12 protein-coding genes and 1 pseudogene are annotated in these 17848 nt (G+C 40.1%); 11 read left to right on the top strand and 2 right to left on the bottom strand.

Annotation, left to right across the window (positions count from 1 at the left end; translation table 11 throughout):
• Positions 1–226: 226 nt before the first annotated feature.
• The 3 genes from LNTAR_RS25215 to LNTAR_RS05685 all read left to right on the top strand — a co-directional run bounded on the left by LNTAR_RS25215 (position 227) and on the right by LNTAR_RS05685 (position 2460).
• A complete protein-coding gene (locus LNTAR_RS25215; protein ID WP_007277694.1) occupies positions 227–520 on the top strand; it encodes a transposase in 294 nt (97 codons plus the stop codon).
• Positions 521–834: 314 nt separating this feature from the next.
• Positions 835–1701, top strand: coding sequence for a hypothetical protein (locus tag LNTAR_RS05680; protein ID WP_007277695.1), 867 nt, complete (start codon positions 835–837; stop codon positions 1699–1701).
• 78 nt (positions 1702–1779) lie between these two features.
• Positions 1780–2460 (top strand): hypothetical protein, encoded by a 681-nt coding sequence (locus LNTAR_RS05685; RefSeq protein ID WP_007277696.1) that lies wholly within the window; start codon positions 1780–1782, stop codon positions 2458–2460.
• 655 nt (positions 2461–3115) lie between these two features.
• On the opposite strand, the gene LNTAR_RS05690 is transcribed toward LNTAR_RS05685, so the two are convergent.
• Positions 3116–6481: a glycosyl hydrolase family 28-related protein gene (locus tag LNTAR_RS05690; RefSeq protein WP_007277697.1), complete on the bottom strand. Its 3366-nt coding sequence runs from the start codon at positions 6479–6481 to the stop codon at positions 3116–3118.
• 535 nt (positions 6482–7016) lie between these two features.
• Between LNTAR_RS05690 and LNTAR_RS05695 the strand changes: the two genes are divergently transcribed.
• From LNTAR_RS05695 to LNTAR_RS05705, 3 genes are all read left to right on the top strand, one after another.
• Entirely contained in the window at positions 7017–8465 is a 1449-nt protein-coding gene (locus tag LNTAR_RS05695; protein WP_007277698.1) for a sulfatase family protein, read from the top strand.
• Between the two features lie 121 nt (positions 8466–8586).
• The gene (locus LNTAR_RS05700; RefSeq protein WP_007277699.1) at positions 8587–9171 is read left to right on the top strand and encodes a sigma-70 family RNA polymerase sigma factor; all 585 of its coding nucleotides are present in this window, start codon (positions 8587–8589) and stop codon (positions 9169–9171) included.
• Positions 9172–9194: 23 nt separating this feature from the next.
• Positions 9195–11006 (top strand): serine/threonine-protein kinase, encoded by a 1812-nt coding sequence (locus LNTAR_RS05705; RefSeq protein ID WP_157473282.1) that lies wholly within the window; start codon positions 9195–9197, stop codon positions 11004–11006.
• Between the two features lie 343 nt (positions 11007–11349).
• Here the strand turns inward: LNTAR_RS05705 and LNTAR_RS28360 are convergent.
• Positions 11350–11925: pseudogene (locus tag LNTAR_RS28360) on the bottom strand (sulfatase/phosphatase domain-containing protein); the annotation flags it as partial.
• Between the two features lie 317 nt (positions 11926–12242).
• Here LNTAR_RS28360 and LNTAR_RS05715 point away from each other — a divergent pair.
• The 5 genes from LNTAR_RS05715 to LNTAR_RS05735 all read left to right on the top strand — a co-directional run.
• The gene (locus tag LNTAR_RS05715; protein ID WP_007277702.1) at positions 12243–12830 is read left to right on the top strand and encodes a sigma-70 family RNA polymerase sigma factor; all 588 of its coding nucleotides are present in this window, start codon (positions 12243–12245) and stop codon (positions 12828–12830) included.
• Positions 12827–14656, top strand: a complete 1830-nt coding sequence (locus LNTAR_RS05720) for a serine/threonine-protein kinase (protein ID WP_007277703.1) — start codon at positions 12827–12829, stop codon at positions 14654–14656. The genes LNTAR_RS05715 and LNTAR_RS05720 overlap by 4 nt, the downstream gene beginning before the upstream one ends.
• Before the next feature lie 72 nt (positions 14657–14728).
• A complete protein-coding gene (locus LNTAR_RS26535) occupies positions 14729–15412 on the top strand; it encodes a type II secretion system protein (protein ID WP_007277704.1) in 684 nt (227 codons plus the stop codon).
• Between the two features lie 206 nt (positions 15413–15618).
• Positions 15619–17484: a sulfatase gene (locus tag LNTAR_RS05730; protein WP_007277705.1), complete on the top strand. Its 1866-nt coding sequence runs from the start codon at positions 15619–15621 to the stop codon at positions 17482–17484.
• Between the two features lie 90 nt (positions 17485–17574).
• Positions 17575–17848, top strand: a 274-nt coding sequence (locus tag LNTAR_RS05735; RefSeq protein WP_007277706.1) for a hypothetical protein, incomplete at its 3' end; no start/stop codon positions are given.

The raw sequence follows: 17848 nt of genomic DNA on the forward strand, positions 1-17848 counted from the left end.
CCAGTTAAGAAATAACAACTCGATACATTCATCGTTTAATTAAAAAATCAGCGCTTAAGGCATTAAAGATTAGTAAATGTCTCAGTATACCATTGTTAAAGACATTTTATGCCGAAAATGAACGGAAATAAAAAATATAATTTAAGTCTTCAAAGCTTCTAATTGTGCTTACAGCACTCAAACACAGAAGCTTTCAACTAGACAATATTAAGACATGGAGTGCTATATGAAACGACGCCAATGGACACCAGAGGAGAAGCTCAAAATTGTAATGGAAGGGTTACGAGCCGACTGCACTGTCACTGAACTCTGCAATCGTCACCAGATCTCGCAAGTACAATATTATAAGTGGAGAGATAAACTCCTTTCTGAGGGCTCAAAAATCTTTGCTCATGGTGGTGTAAATAAGGCAGAGCAACGTTTAAAAAACGAAGTAAATAAACTCAAAAACACCATCGGTGATTTGACAGTGAAATTAAATAAGAAACAAATTATGTATTGTTACCCAGGCCTGGGATAAACCTACCTTGCATAACTCTCAATTTAATAAAGACAAAAATACCTTCCTCTTAAATTGATGGCAAAAACCTTTTCCTTTAAATATCAAAAGGTTCTTCTCATGATACGGGCATTAGGATTCTTGGTGATTTCAAATAATGAAGTCAATACTAGCAAAGACGCTATAATCTTTTTCAAACTTGTTAAAAACCTAGTATCTAAATCATCAAATATTCACAAAGATTTCACTTTATTACAGATAGTATGTTTCACAGTTACAGTATAATAACTTCTTAGAAGACAGATTTCGACAATAACAATATAGGGCAAAATTCAATGAAAATAATTCTTGGCTTAATGATTCTCTTAAACCTCTTTACTACCGCACAGGCCAAGGATAAAGAGAACCGACACCTTACTCAAGTTAGCTTTGATGAGTATCTTGTGCAGATCAATTGGGTTCAGAATGGCGTGGTGCCGGCAACTACTTCGAGTATGACAATAATCGACAAGAAGTCTCATAGGGTTATTCAAACTATTCCCTTGGGAGATAACAGCCTGTGGATCGATTCTGAGGTGGTTGCAAGCGGAAGCTATCTAAAAATGAAAGATTTAGACGAAGATGGGCACAAGGATTTATGGCTTTATACTAATTGGGGAACGGGAGTACATGATCACAATGTTTATCGCTTCAACCCCAAGACAAAAACCTTTGCTGACCGATATAAGCATAATGAAAATGATTACGGAAAAGGGGAATGGAAAACAACGGTTGAAAAGATCGACCCTAAAAATGATCCCTTATCCGTTCAAACTACGGACAATAAGATCCGGCATCTTACTCAAATTAACTTTGACGAATATCTTGTGCAGATCAATTGGGTCAATGAATGCACTTCAAGCATGACAATAATAAAAAAGAAGTCGCATTTTGTATATGATGGTATTTCCACTCCAGCTCCAAATAGGGTAATTCAAACCATTCCCTTGGAGGAAGATACCGATAACCTGCATATCGACTCCGGCGTGCTTGCAAACGGAAGCTATCTAAAAATGAAAGATTTAGATGAAGATGGGTATAAGGATTTATGGCTTCTTACTTCATGGGGATCGGAAGTTTGGCACCACAAGATTTATCGCTTCAACCCCAAGAAAGCAACCTTTGTCTACTTGAAAGAGGTCGTAGAAAAAGTTAAACATTAAAATGGCTGAAGGAGAGTCATGAAAGAGCTTAAATTTTAAGTTCAAGATAAGACTAAATAGGAGATAAAAACAAACCTCATGATAAAACAATACAAACCAGTAAAAGTTGTAAACTTCATTGCTTGCATGGTGACTTTAGTAATCGCTTTTGGAACGTCCTGCTCCCGTGATCCCAATCCCGTGGATGGAATAATCAAAATAGATGCAGCAAAGGGTGTTGTCAGCGTGTCTCCTGGAGACATGGAAAAAATCAAGGAGAAGATCCCAGTCGGAGACAGCAGAGCAAGTAGGAGCTACTTAAAAGTCAATGATAAAGAAACGGTCAAGGTGTCCGGCTCGGGAAGCAATTCGGCAGTCTTTATTTCGGAAGAGACTCCGGAAATGGTCAACTTCTACATAAAGGGAACAAAAGATTTTGTCGAAAAGGTGATCGCCAAAGTTCATGAAATCACCGGCGTCAGCTTGTCATTGAACCGTTTTGAACTGATCGCTGAAACAAAAACTTATCCGGCCTTTCGGGAAACCGAATTTTCCGTTCTAGAAAAAGAACTAGGCAAGAATATGACCTCATTGAGTCGATCCAGTTCCTCCTTCAATGAGGTAAAAACCATTAAGGCCACCTTTGAAAACGGAATTCAAGAGGTTCGATTAAAATTCTCTGAGGAATTCTCCTCTCTCAAGATCACAATCGAAGGGGACCAACAGTTCGTAGATCGGATAAAGGCTCTAATCGAGAAATCAAAGAAATCGGAAACTTAGAGTCAATATTCGGGTTAGAGAGTAATATTATTCTCTCGAAGAGGGATATACGTGATCAACTTGGGGCGAAAGCAGTGAAGCCAGAGAGTGATCTACAAACTCAGCTCCGTCCTCGCAGAGGGCGTACTGGAGGAGGTATTGGCCGTCTTCGATGACCGAGGGGGTTTTATATCCATTCCTCCAGGCTAAACCCCGGAGCTAATCACGTTTGCCGCCTTCGGCGACATAAACTGACTAAATCAATCCCTCGAAAAGCAATGTAACTTGGAGACAATTTCAGGTCACAGTATCCCTCTGAGAGGGATAAACGTCATTAACTTGGGGTGGACGCAGTGAACCCCGAGATATAACACGCCTATATATCCGTCCTCGCAGAGGGCGTACTGGAGGAGGTATTGGCCGTCTTCGATGACCGAGGGGATATATCCATTCCTCCGAGCTAAACCCCTGAGTTAATAACATTTGCCACCATCGGCGATATGGATAAAATAAGAGCAGACGGGATCATTTTTGATAAGCATTATGCCACTTCGTGCACTCATTTCATTTGTTGGCTTGTTTTTTTGAGGATGAGTTTTTACACCCCACTGTGTAGTATCTAAAAAATAAAGACGAAAAAAGTGCTATAAGTACATGTGCTTTATTTGCTAAAAGATTACTGTTCTGAACTCACAATGGCGACCATCGCCAAAAGTGGAACTTTCCCGTCGAATTCAATTCGAATGTCTTCTTTTGAACCGAAGTGAGCGTCATTGATCTTTATAGTATGCCGCGTCCATTTGGGGCTTTTAGCATGGACAAACTTCTTCGGCTTTCCGGCTTTTATGCCACTTTTTGTACGGTAGTACGTTTTGAGCGTGCAGTCAGTATCAAGGTAAAACTCCATCACAATAGAGAGATCTTTCTTAAGCCCCGCTTTAAAATCCGGGTCCGTTACCTTCAAACGGTATGAGCCATCGGTGCTTCGCACTGAAACAATGCGGCGCCCGTCTTTAGGGTTTTTGCCTCCCACAATACTCATGGCTTCCTCCTTTTTGATATTCTTCATATCCATTTCAAGACCGTACATTTTAGGATCTTTCTGATTAAGGTCGGCAAGAGCAAAAACAGTTTCAAACTTGTTATCAGTGCGGTAGGCATCTGCGGCAGAGTTCAAAAAACCAAACGAAAATAAACAGTCCTTCATTGAAACACGACCTTTGTTCTCAAAGGCGGTAAAATGGGATCTTGCCCCGCTTGACTGCATAGTTATTTTGCCCTTAGGCCCGCAGAAAATATTGGCAGCAGCACGAGCGCAGGGGCCGGTTATGAAGGAAAGCTGCGTAAAGAGATGACCGCCATCGACATGCCAGGTTTCGTCAGAAGTCCCCATGGTTTCACAAGCCAATAATCGCACCTGCCCTTTAAAGCTCGGAAGCAGCTTTATGCCAGAGCTCCCTTTTCTATCTCCAATGACATTTATATTGCACTTGGAAGCAATAAGATCAAAGCTCTTTGCGCCATTTTTAAATGTATACCCATGCACTTGCTGCTCACCGCCAATCATCAAGGTCTGTCCGCTGGAGTTATCAATGGTGGCAAAAGTACCAGATGAATGATTAAAAATACTCAGGAGTGAATAATTATCGCAATTTTTCAGCGTGATGGTTTCATAAATTTTATTAACCTCCCATTTAAACTGCTCCAGATCAGATGATTTCGGGCAGCCGGGCAACCAGACGCCACGCCAGAAATCCGGCTTGATATGAACATTTTGTATCCGACCTCCAGAGCAATTATTTGCCTGATATGTCTTTCTCATCCCGCCCAAAAAACTGTATTCAACCAGGTGATCATCACCATTGAGTTCTGCTCCCAGGTATGGGTTAGCGCCTGAGCAGTCAATGATATAGTTCTTTTTCCCATTTGCTCGTATCATAAATGGATATTTCTTGAATTTCTTAAAATCCTGCTTGGGATAGAAAAACCCGATCCCGCGCAATCCACTGCCATCACCCATCGTAACAAATGCTGTGTCATTTTCATCGCCTTCAGCTACTTCAATAAAAATAAGGGAGCCCAGCTGCTGGCCCGGTTTGCCGTTGGTTATATAGCGCCCACCGGAATTACCCCGCAATTCAATCCCCTTACCAAGATCCAGGTTATCGCTTACCCGGTATTCACCACCCGGGACTAAAACAATACCGCCAAGGTTCTTTTTAGCTGCTGCAATAGCGGCCTGGAAAGCTTTCGTGTCATCTGAAGAACGATTCCCTTTTGCACCGTAATCTTTCACATTAAATAGTGTCGTCTTTGCCGGCTTACGCACCCGATCGTATTTATTATTAAACACCGGTATTTTATCGGCATAAGTGTGTTCACTGAAAGACGTTCGTCTACCGGTAATATTTTTTTCACCTAAGACCTTGCAATTCAACAGTTTTGCAGCGCCATTTTTAATTGAGATAGCTTTATTACCCCCTTTAAGCGTGCAAGAAAGGAGCTCGTATTTGGTATTGTCTTTTCCCCATATGCCGTAATTAGAGCCTTCAAAAGTAGATCCTACAATCAGAAAACCCTTAGAATCATCAACATACAAAGCATCATAACAATCTGTAACTGATACATAACATATCTCTCCACTGGCATCATCCCCTGAAGCACCTTTCTCAAAATGAAGTCCTTTTTTGAAGCCTGATATTTTAGAGAAACCAAAATAAAACCCATCCATCTCCTTAATGTTCACAGCCGTCCCATGATTTTTCATATAACTGCGATGTGCCCCATCTTTGCCGGGGCTCCCAGGCAGACCGGACCATGTCCAATAATCTGGTGAAAAATGAATTGAGTCATAACGCGAAACAGCGAAACTCCTGTCTGCGGTTAAGCCCACATTTAGCGGAGAGCCGTAAAGACCGCGAATACAGCAGGTCCCGGATCGTGATAGATCGATCCCCTTATAGGGGTTAATTAAATTAATATTTTCAAGGGTGACAGGCGAAGCTGCACTCGATATGATAAACGGATGCTCTGATGCTGTATCCTTGGTTACTTTCTGGTCCGGACGCCAAAATGATAAATCACCGAGACCACATCCACCCCCTTTGAGTTGAATGGTGGGCTGATCACTTTTATTATGCACAATAATAAGCGATCCTGCAAAGTTATTCTCTGCTGTTATTTTACGCCATCGTCCCCTGAGGAACACATTTGGATAAAAGTTTAAGGTTCCCTCAACACGATATTTCCCCTCGGGCAGGAACACGGTTCCACCTCCTGCAGCGCTAGCATCGTCCAGTGCAGCCTGAATCGCTGCTGTGCAATCTTGTTTCTCTGTATTAGCAGGTAGTTTATATCTGGCATCGCTTACATCGCAAAACGCCACTATAACATCATCCGTCGGAAAACGTGGATCTTCCGGAATCACCCGCCATTTACCCCCGGGAGTCTTCTTCACTGTTACTTTTGCATAAGCTTTCATAAACCTCCATTGAGGTTTGCCCGATGCGCCAGCAGCTAGGATAATGACATCACCTTTTTCAAGAAACTGAGCGGAACGAAACCATTTATTTTTCTTCCCTTTTCGATCAAATTCAGAATGCAGGACTTCATTATCACTGACGTCATAACAGATAAAATCCGAAGAATCTTCATCGTCATAACCCTGGGTCGCGGCTCCTGTAAACAACAGAGCCTCATCTTCGCCTATGTTCACCTCAGTCACCGTCAATACAAGAGCTTCGTTGGCGTCAACATTAGAATCGCCAACCCCGTAGTTTCTTTTTCCTCCAAGCTTTGCAGAGCTAAGACCTTTCAAGTAGTCGCCAAATTTCCCCTTGTTGATGGCCTTCTGGGCATCAGCTGAATTATACCCCGTCAATCCCGTTAAGGTACAGGTAACCTTGGGGTCCTTAGAACTGGGAAAATGAATTTCCACACCGTCGGCACTAGCCGCCATGCAGTATGTCACGCTAAGAAGAATCAAAAGTAAACTAAAAATAAATCTACTTGGTTTAAGGGGCGTTCTTGTTCTTACTTTCATTTTTTCTCCTTTGATTCGGACAAGCTACTACTCTTTCTCCAGTGGTAACGTTCCGTAAGTAGCGCATATCTACTAGTTCTGAAAAGATAGTGTTAAATAATTTGTTTTAACATACCTATACTGAAGCCTTTGCTAAAGCTTAATAAGTTAAGGCAGATATTTATTAAAAATCTCATCAATACTAGGTATTAGTATTTTGTGTCCACATAATTACACTCATTTTTTCACTTGTATGATCAATGATAGTAACTTTTAAAAAAGACTAAAATGAGCCCACATACATATTGGCCGTCTTCGACGACCGAGGGATTTTTATATCCATTCCTCCGGGCTAAACCCCGGAGCTAATCACGTTTGCCGCCTCCGGCGACATGGATAAGTAGTCTATCCCCCAGTTACCCAGTTCCCCGTTTCCTCTAGGAGTGATAAACGTGATCAGTTATTCTCAAATTAAATCATTTTTTTTCATGAATGCATTAAGCTTTCCCTTTTGACTTAGTATCATAAGTAAAATTATTACTTAGGAAACTCATTTATGTTGCACAAATCTTTTCTTACAGGACTATTTTTACTCACTGGCTTATTCGGCCTTCAGGCCAATGAAAAACCCAATATTGTTCTCTATGTGGCCGATGACTTTGGGCTCGCAAGTATAAATGCTTTGGGTGCCGATGAAAAATTTGTACAGACTCCTAACCTCAATAAACTAACAGAAAACGGCATTAAATTCACCAATGCTTTCACCACAGCCTCCGTTTGTAGCCCTACCCGTTACACAATGCTTACAGGTCAGTATTCCTGGAAAACACGACTCAAAAAAGGTGTGGTTAATAATAACGATCCCCTCATCATTTCGACTGAAACAATCACCATGGGTAAAATGCTTCAATCTCAAGGCTATAGAACGGCAGCGGTCGGCAAATGGCATTTAGGTTACACTGATAAAAAGTTTGATAACCTACTCGGGAAAATTTACCCTGGGCCCAATGACGTGGGCTTTGATTATCACTTTGGCGTACCCAACAACCTGGATGACCTCCATAAAGTCTACATCGAAAATGATCGTATCTACGGTCTGCGCTCAGACAAAATTGAAGCCTGGGGAGCGAGTTTTTATGGTGGTCAGTCCTACAAGGGTTACGATGCACCGCAAAGAGTTTGCGAAGAAGTCATGGACTACACGACACAGAAAGCTTTAGATTGGATCAAAAAAGATAAGTCCAAGCCCTTTTTTATGTATTACGCAGCCGCTGCAGTCCACCACCCTATCACCCCTTCCAAAAGAATGAAAGGTAAAAGTGGCTCCGGTTTATATGGCGACTTCATCCAAGATTTAGATTATTCAGTAGGTCAATTTATCCAGGCTTTAGAACAAGAAGGTCTCATGGAAAATACCCTCTTTATTTTCACCAGTGATAATGGCGGAGATATCCCTGCCAGCAACAAAGACTGGCCCGAGTATCAGGCTTATGATATGGGTTTTCATTACAATGGCAAAACTCGTGGTGACAAACACCAAATATATGAAGGCGGTCTTAAAGTTCCCTTTATCATTCATTGGCCAAAAAAAGTTAAAAAAGGACAAGAATCAGACCACTTGGTAACAACGGCTGATTTCTTTAGTACATTTTCAGAAATTATTACTGGGCAACTCCCCCAAGCTCCACAAATTGCACCGGATAGCTTTAGTTTTGCTCACCTGCTCATCGGTTCCCCAGAATCTGAAGTACGTCCTTCCCTTGTTCACCGCGATGCTCTTGGCCGTCAGGCTTTTCGAAAAGGAAAATGGAAACTGATAGATAATTACTTTCCCGAGAATGGTAAAAAGAAAGGAAACACACGCGGCAACAAAATGTTGTTTGATCTAAGTAAAGACCCTTTAGAGACAAATAACATATATAAGCAGTACCCCGAAATTGCCATGGAGTTGGAGAAAGAATTCAATACCATTCGCGAAGCAAAAAGCAGTCGATTACTTAAATAATTTCATGAAATTTATCTATTAGCATTATAAAATAAGAGCATTTTTTACGATAAAGTCATTATAAAAAAATATTTATATGATTCTAAGTTTTATTTAAAAGCCCTAAAGGTTAAATTCCTACATGAATGATCAATGGAAAACAAAACTAACTCTTATAGAAAGAGCTAAAGCTGAACCCGAGGATATAGATACCTGGGATGAGTTTATTAAGTTTTATGAACCCTTCATCATTATGCTTCTCAACAAACACAAAATAAACATCAGTAATCGTGATGATTTATGCCAAATCATTCTGCTTAAAATTTGGAAGTTTATTTCATCTTACACCAAGGAAAAAGCGCGCTTTAGAACTTGGCTTAGTACTTTAATTCGCAATGAAATAGTCACCTATATAAACAAAGCAAACAAGGATCGCCAAAGAGAATTTGAATATGATAAGCTCGACACGAACAATAAAACTAAGCTCGAGGAAAGCATTGAAAGCGAATGGCAGGAGCATCTAACCAATTTAGCCTTTGAAAGGCTGGAGAAAAAATTCTCCGAAAACTCAATGAAAGTCTTTACAATGAGTCTGGAAGGATATAACACAGAAGATATTGCTAAAAAACTCGAGCTCAATAAAGAATCAGTCTTTGTATTGAGAAGCAAAGTAAAAACAGCCTTTAAAAAAGAAGTCGAAAATATTCGTCGGCATATCGAGCTGTGAAAGAGGGCTCCAAACAATCTCTCATGGGTCTACTGAATGACCTAGATGACCCCTGGGAAGAGGAGAATCAACTTCCTAAAAAAGAAGAACAGGAAGCCCGCTACACTTATATTAAGCATATTGCCTCAGGCGGGCAGAAAAACATCTCTTCAGCTTTTGACACAAAACTTCATCGAACTGTAGCTTTAGCTGAACTAAAGAGCGACCTTCCTGACCAGGAAACAGAGAGCTTTATTGAAGAGATTTTTTTAACGGCGTCTTTTCAACACCCAAACATTATTAAAATTCTCGATTTTGGCATCCGCAAAGAGGATACACTCTTTTTTACTATGGAGCTTATGCTCAATAGTAATTTAAGAAATCATATAAAAAAGAATGAAACTCCCGCTACTCAAAATTTAGAAATCTTTCTAAAGATTTGCGATGCCATAGCCTACGCTCATTCCAAGGGCGTTATTCACTTGGATTTAAAACCCGATAATATTCAAATCGGAGCCTTTGGTGAAGTCCTAATTAGTGATTGGGGACTGAGTAAAAAACTAGGATCAGGCTTAAAAAATAGCAAAAGTCAGGGCACTCCGGGATTTATGGCCCCTGAACAAACAGCTAGTGGGGCTGAATTAAGTTCTGCTACTGACATCTACAGTTTAGGAGCAATTCTAAGCTTTCTATTCTCTAAAGTTCCTGAAAACGAAATCCCACAGGGAATTCATGCGGTAATTAAAAAAGCAATGGCTCAGGACCCCGAAGAGCGATACCAAAAAGTTGAAGACCTAAAACATGAAATTAGCAATTTTATTGCGGGTTATTCTACCAATGCACAGCAGGCCGGTTTCATAAAAGAACTGCAATTGCTCATTCGTCGCAATAGCCAACTCTGCATAACCATATTTACATCTCTTATCTTAATCACTTGCTTAACGGCTTACTTTTTACTTAACCTTAAAGATAAAAATGTAAATCTTGCTCAGTCAATTGAAGAGCTGGAAATTACCGGTCGCAAACTCAGTAAATCGGTTATTCTGGAAAAGCAGTTGAATACGGAATTAGTGAATCGTGAGCTCAAGGTGGCTGAAAATTTAATGCAGTACCCACTTTATTTTAGCTCACCGGCAAGCTCTTCACAAAAAGCACTCGATATTTATCTAAGACAGGAAAATACCCAAACCTTCAATAAAAAACTCTTAATAATCTTGTTAATAAGACAGGATTTTGATAAAATCCTTGAGCTTGAGCTAAAAGCGCCTGAAGAGCTTATGGAAATTATAGAAAAATTCGCCCAAAAGCCTAAGAGTGCTGATGGCGTCTTAAAGGAACTCAAGGATTTTGTAGAGCTTCTTCAAACGATGAATAACTTGCCAAATAAACCCTTTTCAAATTTAAAAAAGGCATATATGGAGAGGGCTGTTTACTATAGTGATGATGTTGTAAAGCCCATCATCATGAGCCCCCTTATCATTAAACAACTGATAAAGACCTGGAACCCCGACTGGGATACGAATAATTTATTCTACAGCATCCATAACTCCAGTCTAACTCTTAGAGGCCATGAACTGAGTGTACTTTCAGACAACTCCCCTTACTCTTCTCACTACAGCTTCCTACGCTTTCTTAAGTTTAAAAAATTGGATTTAAGAGAAAGTAATATTGCAGTAATGAGACATCTCAATGGCCTGGACTTACAAACCCTGGATATAAGAGAAACTCAGGTTCAAAATCTACACCCACACAAGGCAACAAGAGATATTTCCACTGTGATTATAAACCCAGGTCAATTCCCCGAAGAATCCATCAATCATTTACCACCAGCCGTAAAAATCATACAAAGAAAATAATCTTGCTTAAAACCTAAAACTTATCGAAAATTAATACTTTCACTTTCAATTCTTTTTCAAATTAAGCTTACAAGTTTTTGCTAATTTCGCATTGATGAGTTAAGAGAACGTACTAAAAAACCAGCTGTGCCAATGCGTTCTGTAAACCTATTCCTGAAGCATTTTCCACATTGTCAGCATTTCTGTTGAAGTGATTAATGGATCACAATTATTGAAGTCTCTTTTCTTGAGCTTACTCATTAGTAGACCCAGAAAAATAGATCATTCAGGGTCGATTAGATAAAGTCACCATTCTATATTTGAAGAGTTTAGTACCTTTCTTTAAAACTAGCGTATTTTTTTATTAATTTTTTGGTTTAGCCAAGGTATCTTCGAAGGGTTTGGTTCGGGGACATATGATATATTTCCAGGTCTTGGGAATTGAACTTCTGAGCTTTTCCATTTGCGTCTCAAATTCCGGGTTGTTGGCTAAGTTGGTATATTCTTTTGGATCTTTGCTAATATCATAAAATTCTTCGGAACCATCGGCATAGCGAATGAGTTTCCATTGATTCTGTCTCACAGCAAAATTCCCCGGGCCGAAACTGATCAGAACAGGTTTATCCCATGCGACATCTTTCTCCTTCAGCAGAGGACTTATACTATTACCATCTAATTCTTGAGATAAATCTAAGTTACAGAGATCAACAAGGCTTGGGTAGATGTCTTGTAAACTCACTGGATCATTGATAAGTTTTGCTTCTTTCATCCCAGGCATTTTAATGATGAAAGGGACTCTGGTTCCCTGCTCCCAAAGGGACATTTTGCGCCAGTGCTCTTTTTCTCCCAGGTGCCAGCCATGGTCACTCCAAAGGATGACAATAGTATTTTTTGTATAGGGTGATTCTTCCAGAGCTTTAAGGACTCTCCCCACATTGTAATCGGCGTAGGAACCATAGGCTCACAGCATCATCTTGTATATCACCCAACATGGGGCCACTAATTAAATTTAAGCCCTTAGATTTAGCAATATTTGATATTGCGGGATCACTTAATAGGGCATTTATTTGAAATTTCTTGAGCTAACTAATCATAATTGATCCTTTTATATGCAATTTTCCGTCATATATAAAGTCATTTTAGAAAACTTAATGAGCTGTGGTGGAAAAATTCAAGTTTGAATAGCACAGTATATTAATTTGCTGGAAGTTTATAAATTTCATTTTCTCTTTTTAACTCCAACTGCTAAAGTTCTGAATGACTGATCAATGGAAAACTAAGCTCACTCTAATTGAAAGAGCCAAAACCGAACCCGAGGATATTGAAACTTGGGAAGAGTTCGTAAGATTTTATGAGCCCTTCATTGGCATGGTTCTCAACAAACATAGAGTTGACTACAGTGCCAAGGACGATATATCTCAAGTTATCCTTTTACAGATATGGAAGTCCATCCCCAGCTACAATAAAGAAAAAGCCGGCTTTCGAACTTGGTTAAGCACCATTATTCGCAATGCCATTGCAAGGCATTACAATAAAATCAACGCTACTAAGCAACGCGAAAACGCTTATCATGAGCTCGATAATAAGACCTCAGCCGATGGCCTTGAAGAAATTATTGAGAGTGAATGGAAGGGCTACCTCACAAAACTTGCTTTTGAACGACTGCGTGAATCCTTTTCAGAAAGCTCCATTCAGGTCTTTTTCCTAAGCCTTGAGGGCAAAGACAGCGATACCATTGCCGATGAACTCGAGCTGACTAAAGATAGTGTCTTTGTACTTCGCAGCCGCGTTAAAAAAGCCTTTAAGAAAGAAGTGGAAAATATTCGTAGGCACCTAGAACTTTGAGTCAGGAATTCCCAGATTCACTCGACACCTTTCTTTTCGATGATCAGGATGATTGGGCAGAAAAAAATCCCCTATCCAAAAGAGATGATTCACGTTACACAGATGTAATTCTAATTGCATCAGGTGGTCAAAAAAACATTTACTCGGCTCATGACACAAAACTTGATAGAGAGGTCGCTCTTGCTGAACTACAAGAAGACATCCCAGAACGAGAAGCCGAAAGTTTCATTAATGAAATTTTTCTAACCGCTTCTTTTCAGCACCCAAACATCATTAAAATCCTGGATTTCGGTATACGAAAAGAAGACACACCCTATTTCACTATGGAGTTAATGCAGAATAGTACTCTTAATGATTATATAAAAAAGCAGCAGCAAAACTCACCCAAAAACTTGGAGATTTTCCTCAAAATTTGTGATGCAATTTCCTATGCTCATTCCAAAGGGGTCATTCATCTGGATCTAAAACCAGCTAATATCCAGGTCGGCTCACACGGTGAAGTTCTCATCAGTGATTGGGGACTTAGTAAAAAAATTGAACCAAATCTAAAATGTAAAAGCAAAAGAGGCACACCGGGTTTCATGGCTCCTGAACAGGTGAGCATTGGTGCTTTACTAGGACCTGCCACTGATATTTACAGTCTCGGAACCTTACTGAAATTCCTGTACTCCAAAACTCCGGAAGACAAAATTCCGCAAAGCATTTCTGCAGTCATTAAAAAAGCCATGGCTCAAGAAGCAAACCTACGTTATAGCAAAGTGCAAGAACTCCAAAACGAAATCAGTAATTTTATGGGAGGCTTCGCAACTGCTGCTGAAGATGCCGGCTTTCTGAAAGAACTTAAATTACTCTTTCGTCGTAATCTCCAGCTCTGCTGGACAATTATTATCGCTTTTTTCCTCATAACTGGCATTTCCTCCTACCTGCTCATGAACCTCAAAGACAAGAACATTTCTCTCGCTGAAGCGGTTTTAAAACTGGAAAAGACCGGCAGAGAACTACAGGATTCAGTACACAAAGAGAAAAGGCTTAATACTGAACTTAAGGAAAGGGAATTAAGCATTGCAAAAAACCTTATGCTCTACCCTGTTTTCTTCAGCTCCCCCGCCCAGTCATCTCAGCAGGCCTTGGAAATTTATAAGCGTCAGAAATCTGCAAAATATTTCCATAAAGAAATATTTATGATCTACATGATCAGACAGGATTTTGAATCGATCTTAAAGGAAGAGATTAAGGCCCCGTACGAGCTCATACGCATAGCTCAACAATTTAATAAAATGCCCAAAAGACCTGATGGCTTACTTAAAGATCGCATGGATTTTATAAACTTACTACATTCCGTCAATAAGCTACCAGATAACTTTGTGGAATTTAAACAGCAATTCATGGAAAGAGCCGTGTGTTATCGCAACGATGTCGAAAAACCCATTACCATGAGCCATAACGTCGTCAAACAAATTATAAAAACATGGAATCCGAACTGGGACCTCAATAAGATAGATTATAATTTAGAAAAAATGACTCTCCTATTAAGAGGAGAAAAATTAACTCGGCTTAACAATGAAGATCCTTGGTCATCACGGCTGTGTTTTTTACGATTCCTCAAAATCAATCATCTCGATCTCAAGCATACAGGAATCAATTCCCTTAGCAACATAAGGGGAATGGAAGTCGAAAGTGTTGATGTACGTTTTACCCCTGTTTACGATTTACACCCCCATGAATCCACAAGAGATATTAATGTGGCCATCATTAGACCTGGCCAATTTAACGAAGACGCGCTCAGTCATTTACCCCCTGCAGTAAAAATTATTGAAAAAAAGTAACTTATCCATTAAGGTTTGTAATACGACTTGATATCTGTCTGTGAATTAACGCTAAATTATGGGTTATAAATAATGAAAAACAAACATTTCACATTGATTGAATTACTCGTCGTCATTGCTATCATTGGTATCCTTGCTTCACTTCTATTACCAAGTCTTGGAAAAGCTAGAAAGACATCAAAAACAGTGGTATCAAAAAATAATTTAAAACAACTCTATACTGGTGTTTTAATGTATGCTGATAACTACGATGGCACTATTTGTTACCCCATCAATAATCCCTACCCAATTGCTGCTGGTTTCGTTCATTGGAGACGTCTAATTTATGAAGACATGACTGGTACTAAATTTTCATTAGACCCAAGTGCGGCCGACGAAATGGCGGTATCCAATTACGATAATTTATTAAATTGCCCGATAGTCAGAGAAAATCGTGACGAAACTATTCACAATGCTGCAGGCGAAGGCGACTACTCAATGAATCGATATTTTCAGAATGACACTCAAGCAAAACTCAATAATTTGACTGGCCTAGGAAAAATTGAGCCCTTTATGACGCCTGGTGGTGGCCAGGCCAATGAAACAACAGCAGCTATTATCTATTCCTCCAATCAGCTAAATACTCGTACAGGAATAGGGTACTATTACAATGGGAAAAGTTTTGGCTCATATATTGACGGAAGCATTTTAGATTTCAGTTATTCATATGGGGCATATATTCACTCAGATATAGCTTTAAAACAAAATTTTAAATAAGAAATAATTCAAAGAAAACAGCATTTTAAAAACACTTCACCCTGTGAGTAGTATGCATGAAAACAATCAGTTTTCTTGGTGGCTGAGAGTAATATCTGTCGACTTAATCATATAAACTAGGTAAGAAAACATTTTCCCGGCTTTTGGGTGGACTCCTAATTTAACTATTTGATTGCCGGGTCCTTTAATTTTAAACTAGGTAAACTATGCAAAAACTTTTACTAGCACTTTTTTTCTCTCTAGGCCTCTATGCAGATAATTTCTCTATACAGGGCAAAGTTAAAAATTTACAAGAGCGTAACAATGCCCACCAGGCAAAAAGCTTCTCCCTCAATGTAAAAGCCAATGCTTTCCCAAAGGGCTCTGATCTAATACTCACTTTTGATTACTTCGACGATGAAAAAACTCTCATTTCGATTGATTATTCCACAAACGAAGAGCTCTACGCCATGCTGGCATCTCCTTTGCGAAAAAGAACTGTTGATATGATCTCTTGCCGTGGTAGCAAGACCTGGAAGTCTTATTCCGTTCAACTTGACGATGTGAATTTCGCCAAAGAATTCAAGCAGCATCATATAAGTTTCTCCACGAGAAATGGGACTGCAAAAATCGCCGACATCAAACTCGTCACTGCTCCACAAAAAATGGCCATAAAAGCCCAAAACAAAAAACTTAATGTTTTGATGATCGTTTCCGACGACCTAAACCACTACATCAAATCCTACGGTGATCCCCAGGCAATCACTCCTAATCTTGATAAATTCATGGCCATGAGCACACAGTTTAACAAGGCTTACTGTCAATACCCCGTTTGCGGTCCTTCACGTGCATCATTTCTTTCCGGCCTTTATCCTGAATCCAGCTTGGTCATAACCAACACTCAGTACCTTCGCGATGTTAATCCCAGTGCCGATAATATGCTCGAACACTTTCGCAATAACGGATACTGGACCGGTGCAGCCGGCAAGATCTTCCACAGTACTTATGGCATGATGGAAAAAGGCACCAGCCTAGATGAGTATGAAAAATTTAGTAATGCTGAAAACCCTCAACTCCTACTCCTCAAAAAACGCTGGATCAAAGAAGGCAAGCCCGGTGATTTCAAAGCCTATTTCAACAAAAATAAAGTCAAAGATCAAGCCGACCTGGTTCTCGGCTACGGGACTGAACTCCGCGATAATCAGCACGGCGATGGACGCAATGCCCGCCGCGTCGCTCAATGGATTAAAAATAATTCAGCTGGAGAAAAGCCCTTCTTTATGGCTTGTGGCATAGTTAAGCCCCACACCCCCTTTTACGCACCTAAAAAGTACCTCGACCTCTACCCCAAAGACAAACTTATTTTCGATGACGTCCCTGAGAATGACTGGGACAACAAACCAAAAGTGGCCGGTGTTAAACGCTATCAGGCCTTCAGAGGGGAATTGGGTGTGAATGATCGCGAAAACCGCAAATATTATCTCCAGTCCTACCTCGGCTGCATCAGTTTTATGGATGCTCAAGTCAAAGTCCTCATGGATGCCTTAAAAGAAAGTGGCCAAATGGACAACACCGTTATTGTCTTCATGAGTGATCACGGCTTCCAAATCGGTGAACACTTCATGTACGGTAAAGTGACTCTCTTCGAAGAATGTGCTCGCGTGCCTTTCGGCATCATCTACCCAGGCAATCCAGGTGCTGGTAAACAAAGCGATAGCCTAGCTGAACTTATTGATGTTTACCCCACTCTCCTCGATCTTTGTAAGCTTCCACAACCCAGTCATAAACTTCAGGGAAAAAGCCTCGTTCCCGTAACCAAGGACACAAGTCTTCAGGTAAGAAACGAAGCTTATACAGTTGTGACTCGCGGCAAACTTATGGGCCGTGCTATTCGCAAGGGTTCATGGGTTTATGCGCACTGGGGAAGCGATAGAGACGTAGAGCTCTACAACATGGACAAGGATCCCAAGCAGTATAATAATCTCGTCAAGGATCCGGAATATGCAAAAGTTCTCAAACAAATGGATAAAGCTCTCAAGCAAAAAGCTTCTGAGCAAACTCTTAATCAAAAACAACTTATTGGTCTCAAATGAAATTTGTTCTTATTTTTGCTCTTTTGATCCTTAGCTCTTTTGCGGAAAGCGCAAAAGTAAATTTCTGATTGGAAGTATATAATTCTGCTTATGTCGACTAATCAACAGCAAGTGAATCTTACTCGTGAAGAAAAAGACTTTATTCAAGAGAGAATTGATAAAGTCAATGAATTCGAAGCATTGATTCAGGAAGGCAGCGTTAATCAAAACTCGGCCATTCAGAAAATTGATCAATTATTGGATGAAGTTGCGCAGATCACCGATCAGGCTCTTGAACGCCCCGCTGAAGTTCAAAAAGAGCTCGACATTACTGAGCTCCCTAGAGTGACAGCTAGTCAGGCCTCAAGCAATGATCAGCATCAAT

This window comes from Lentisphaera araneosa HTCC2155 (assembly GCF_000170755.1).
Classification (GTDB): Bacteria; Verrucomicrobiota; Lentisphaeria; order Lentisphaerales; family Lentisphaeraceae; genus Lentisphaera; species Lentisphaera araneosa.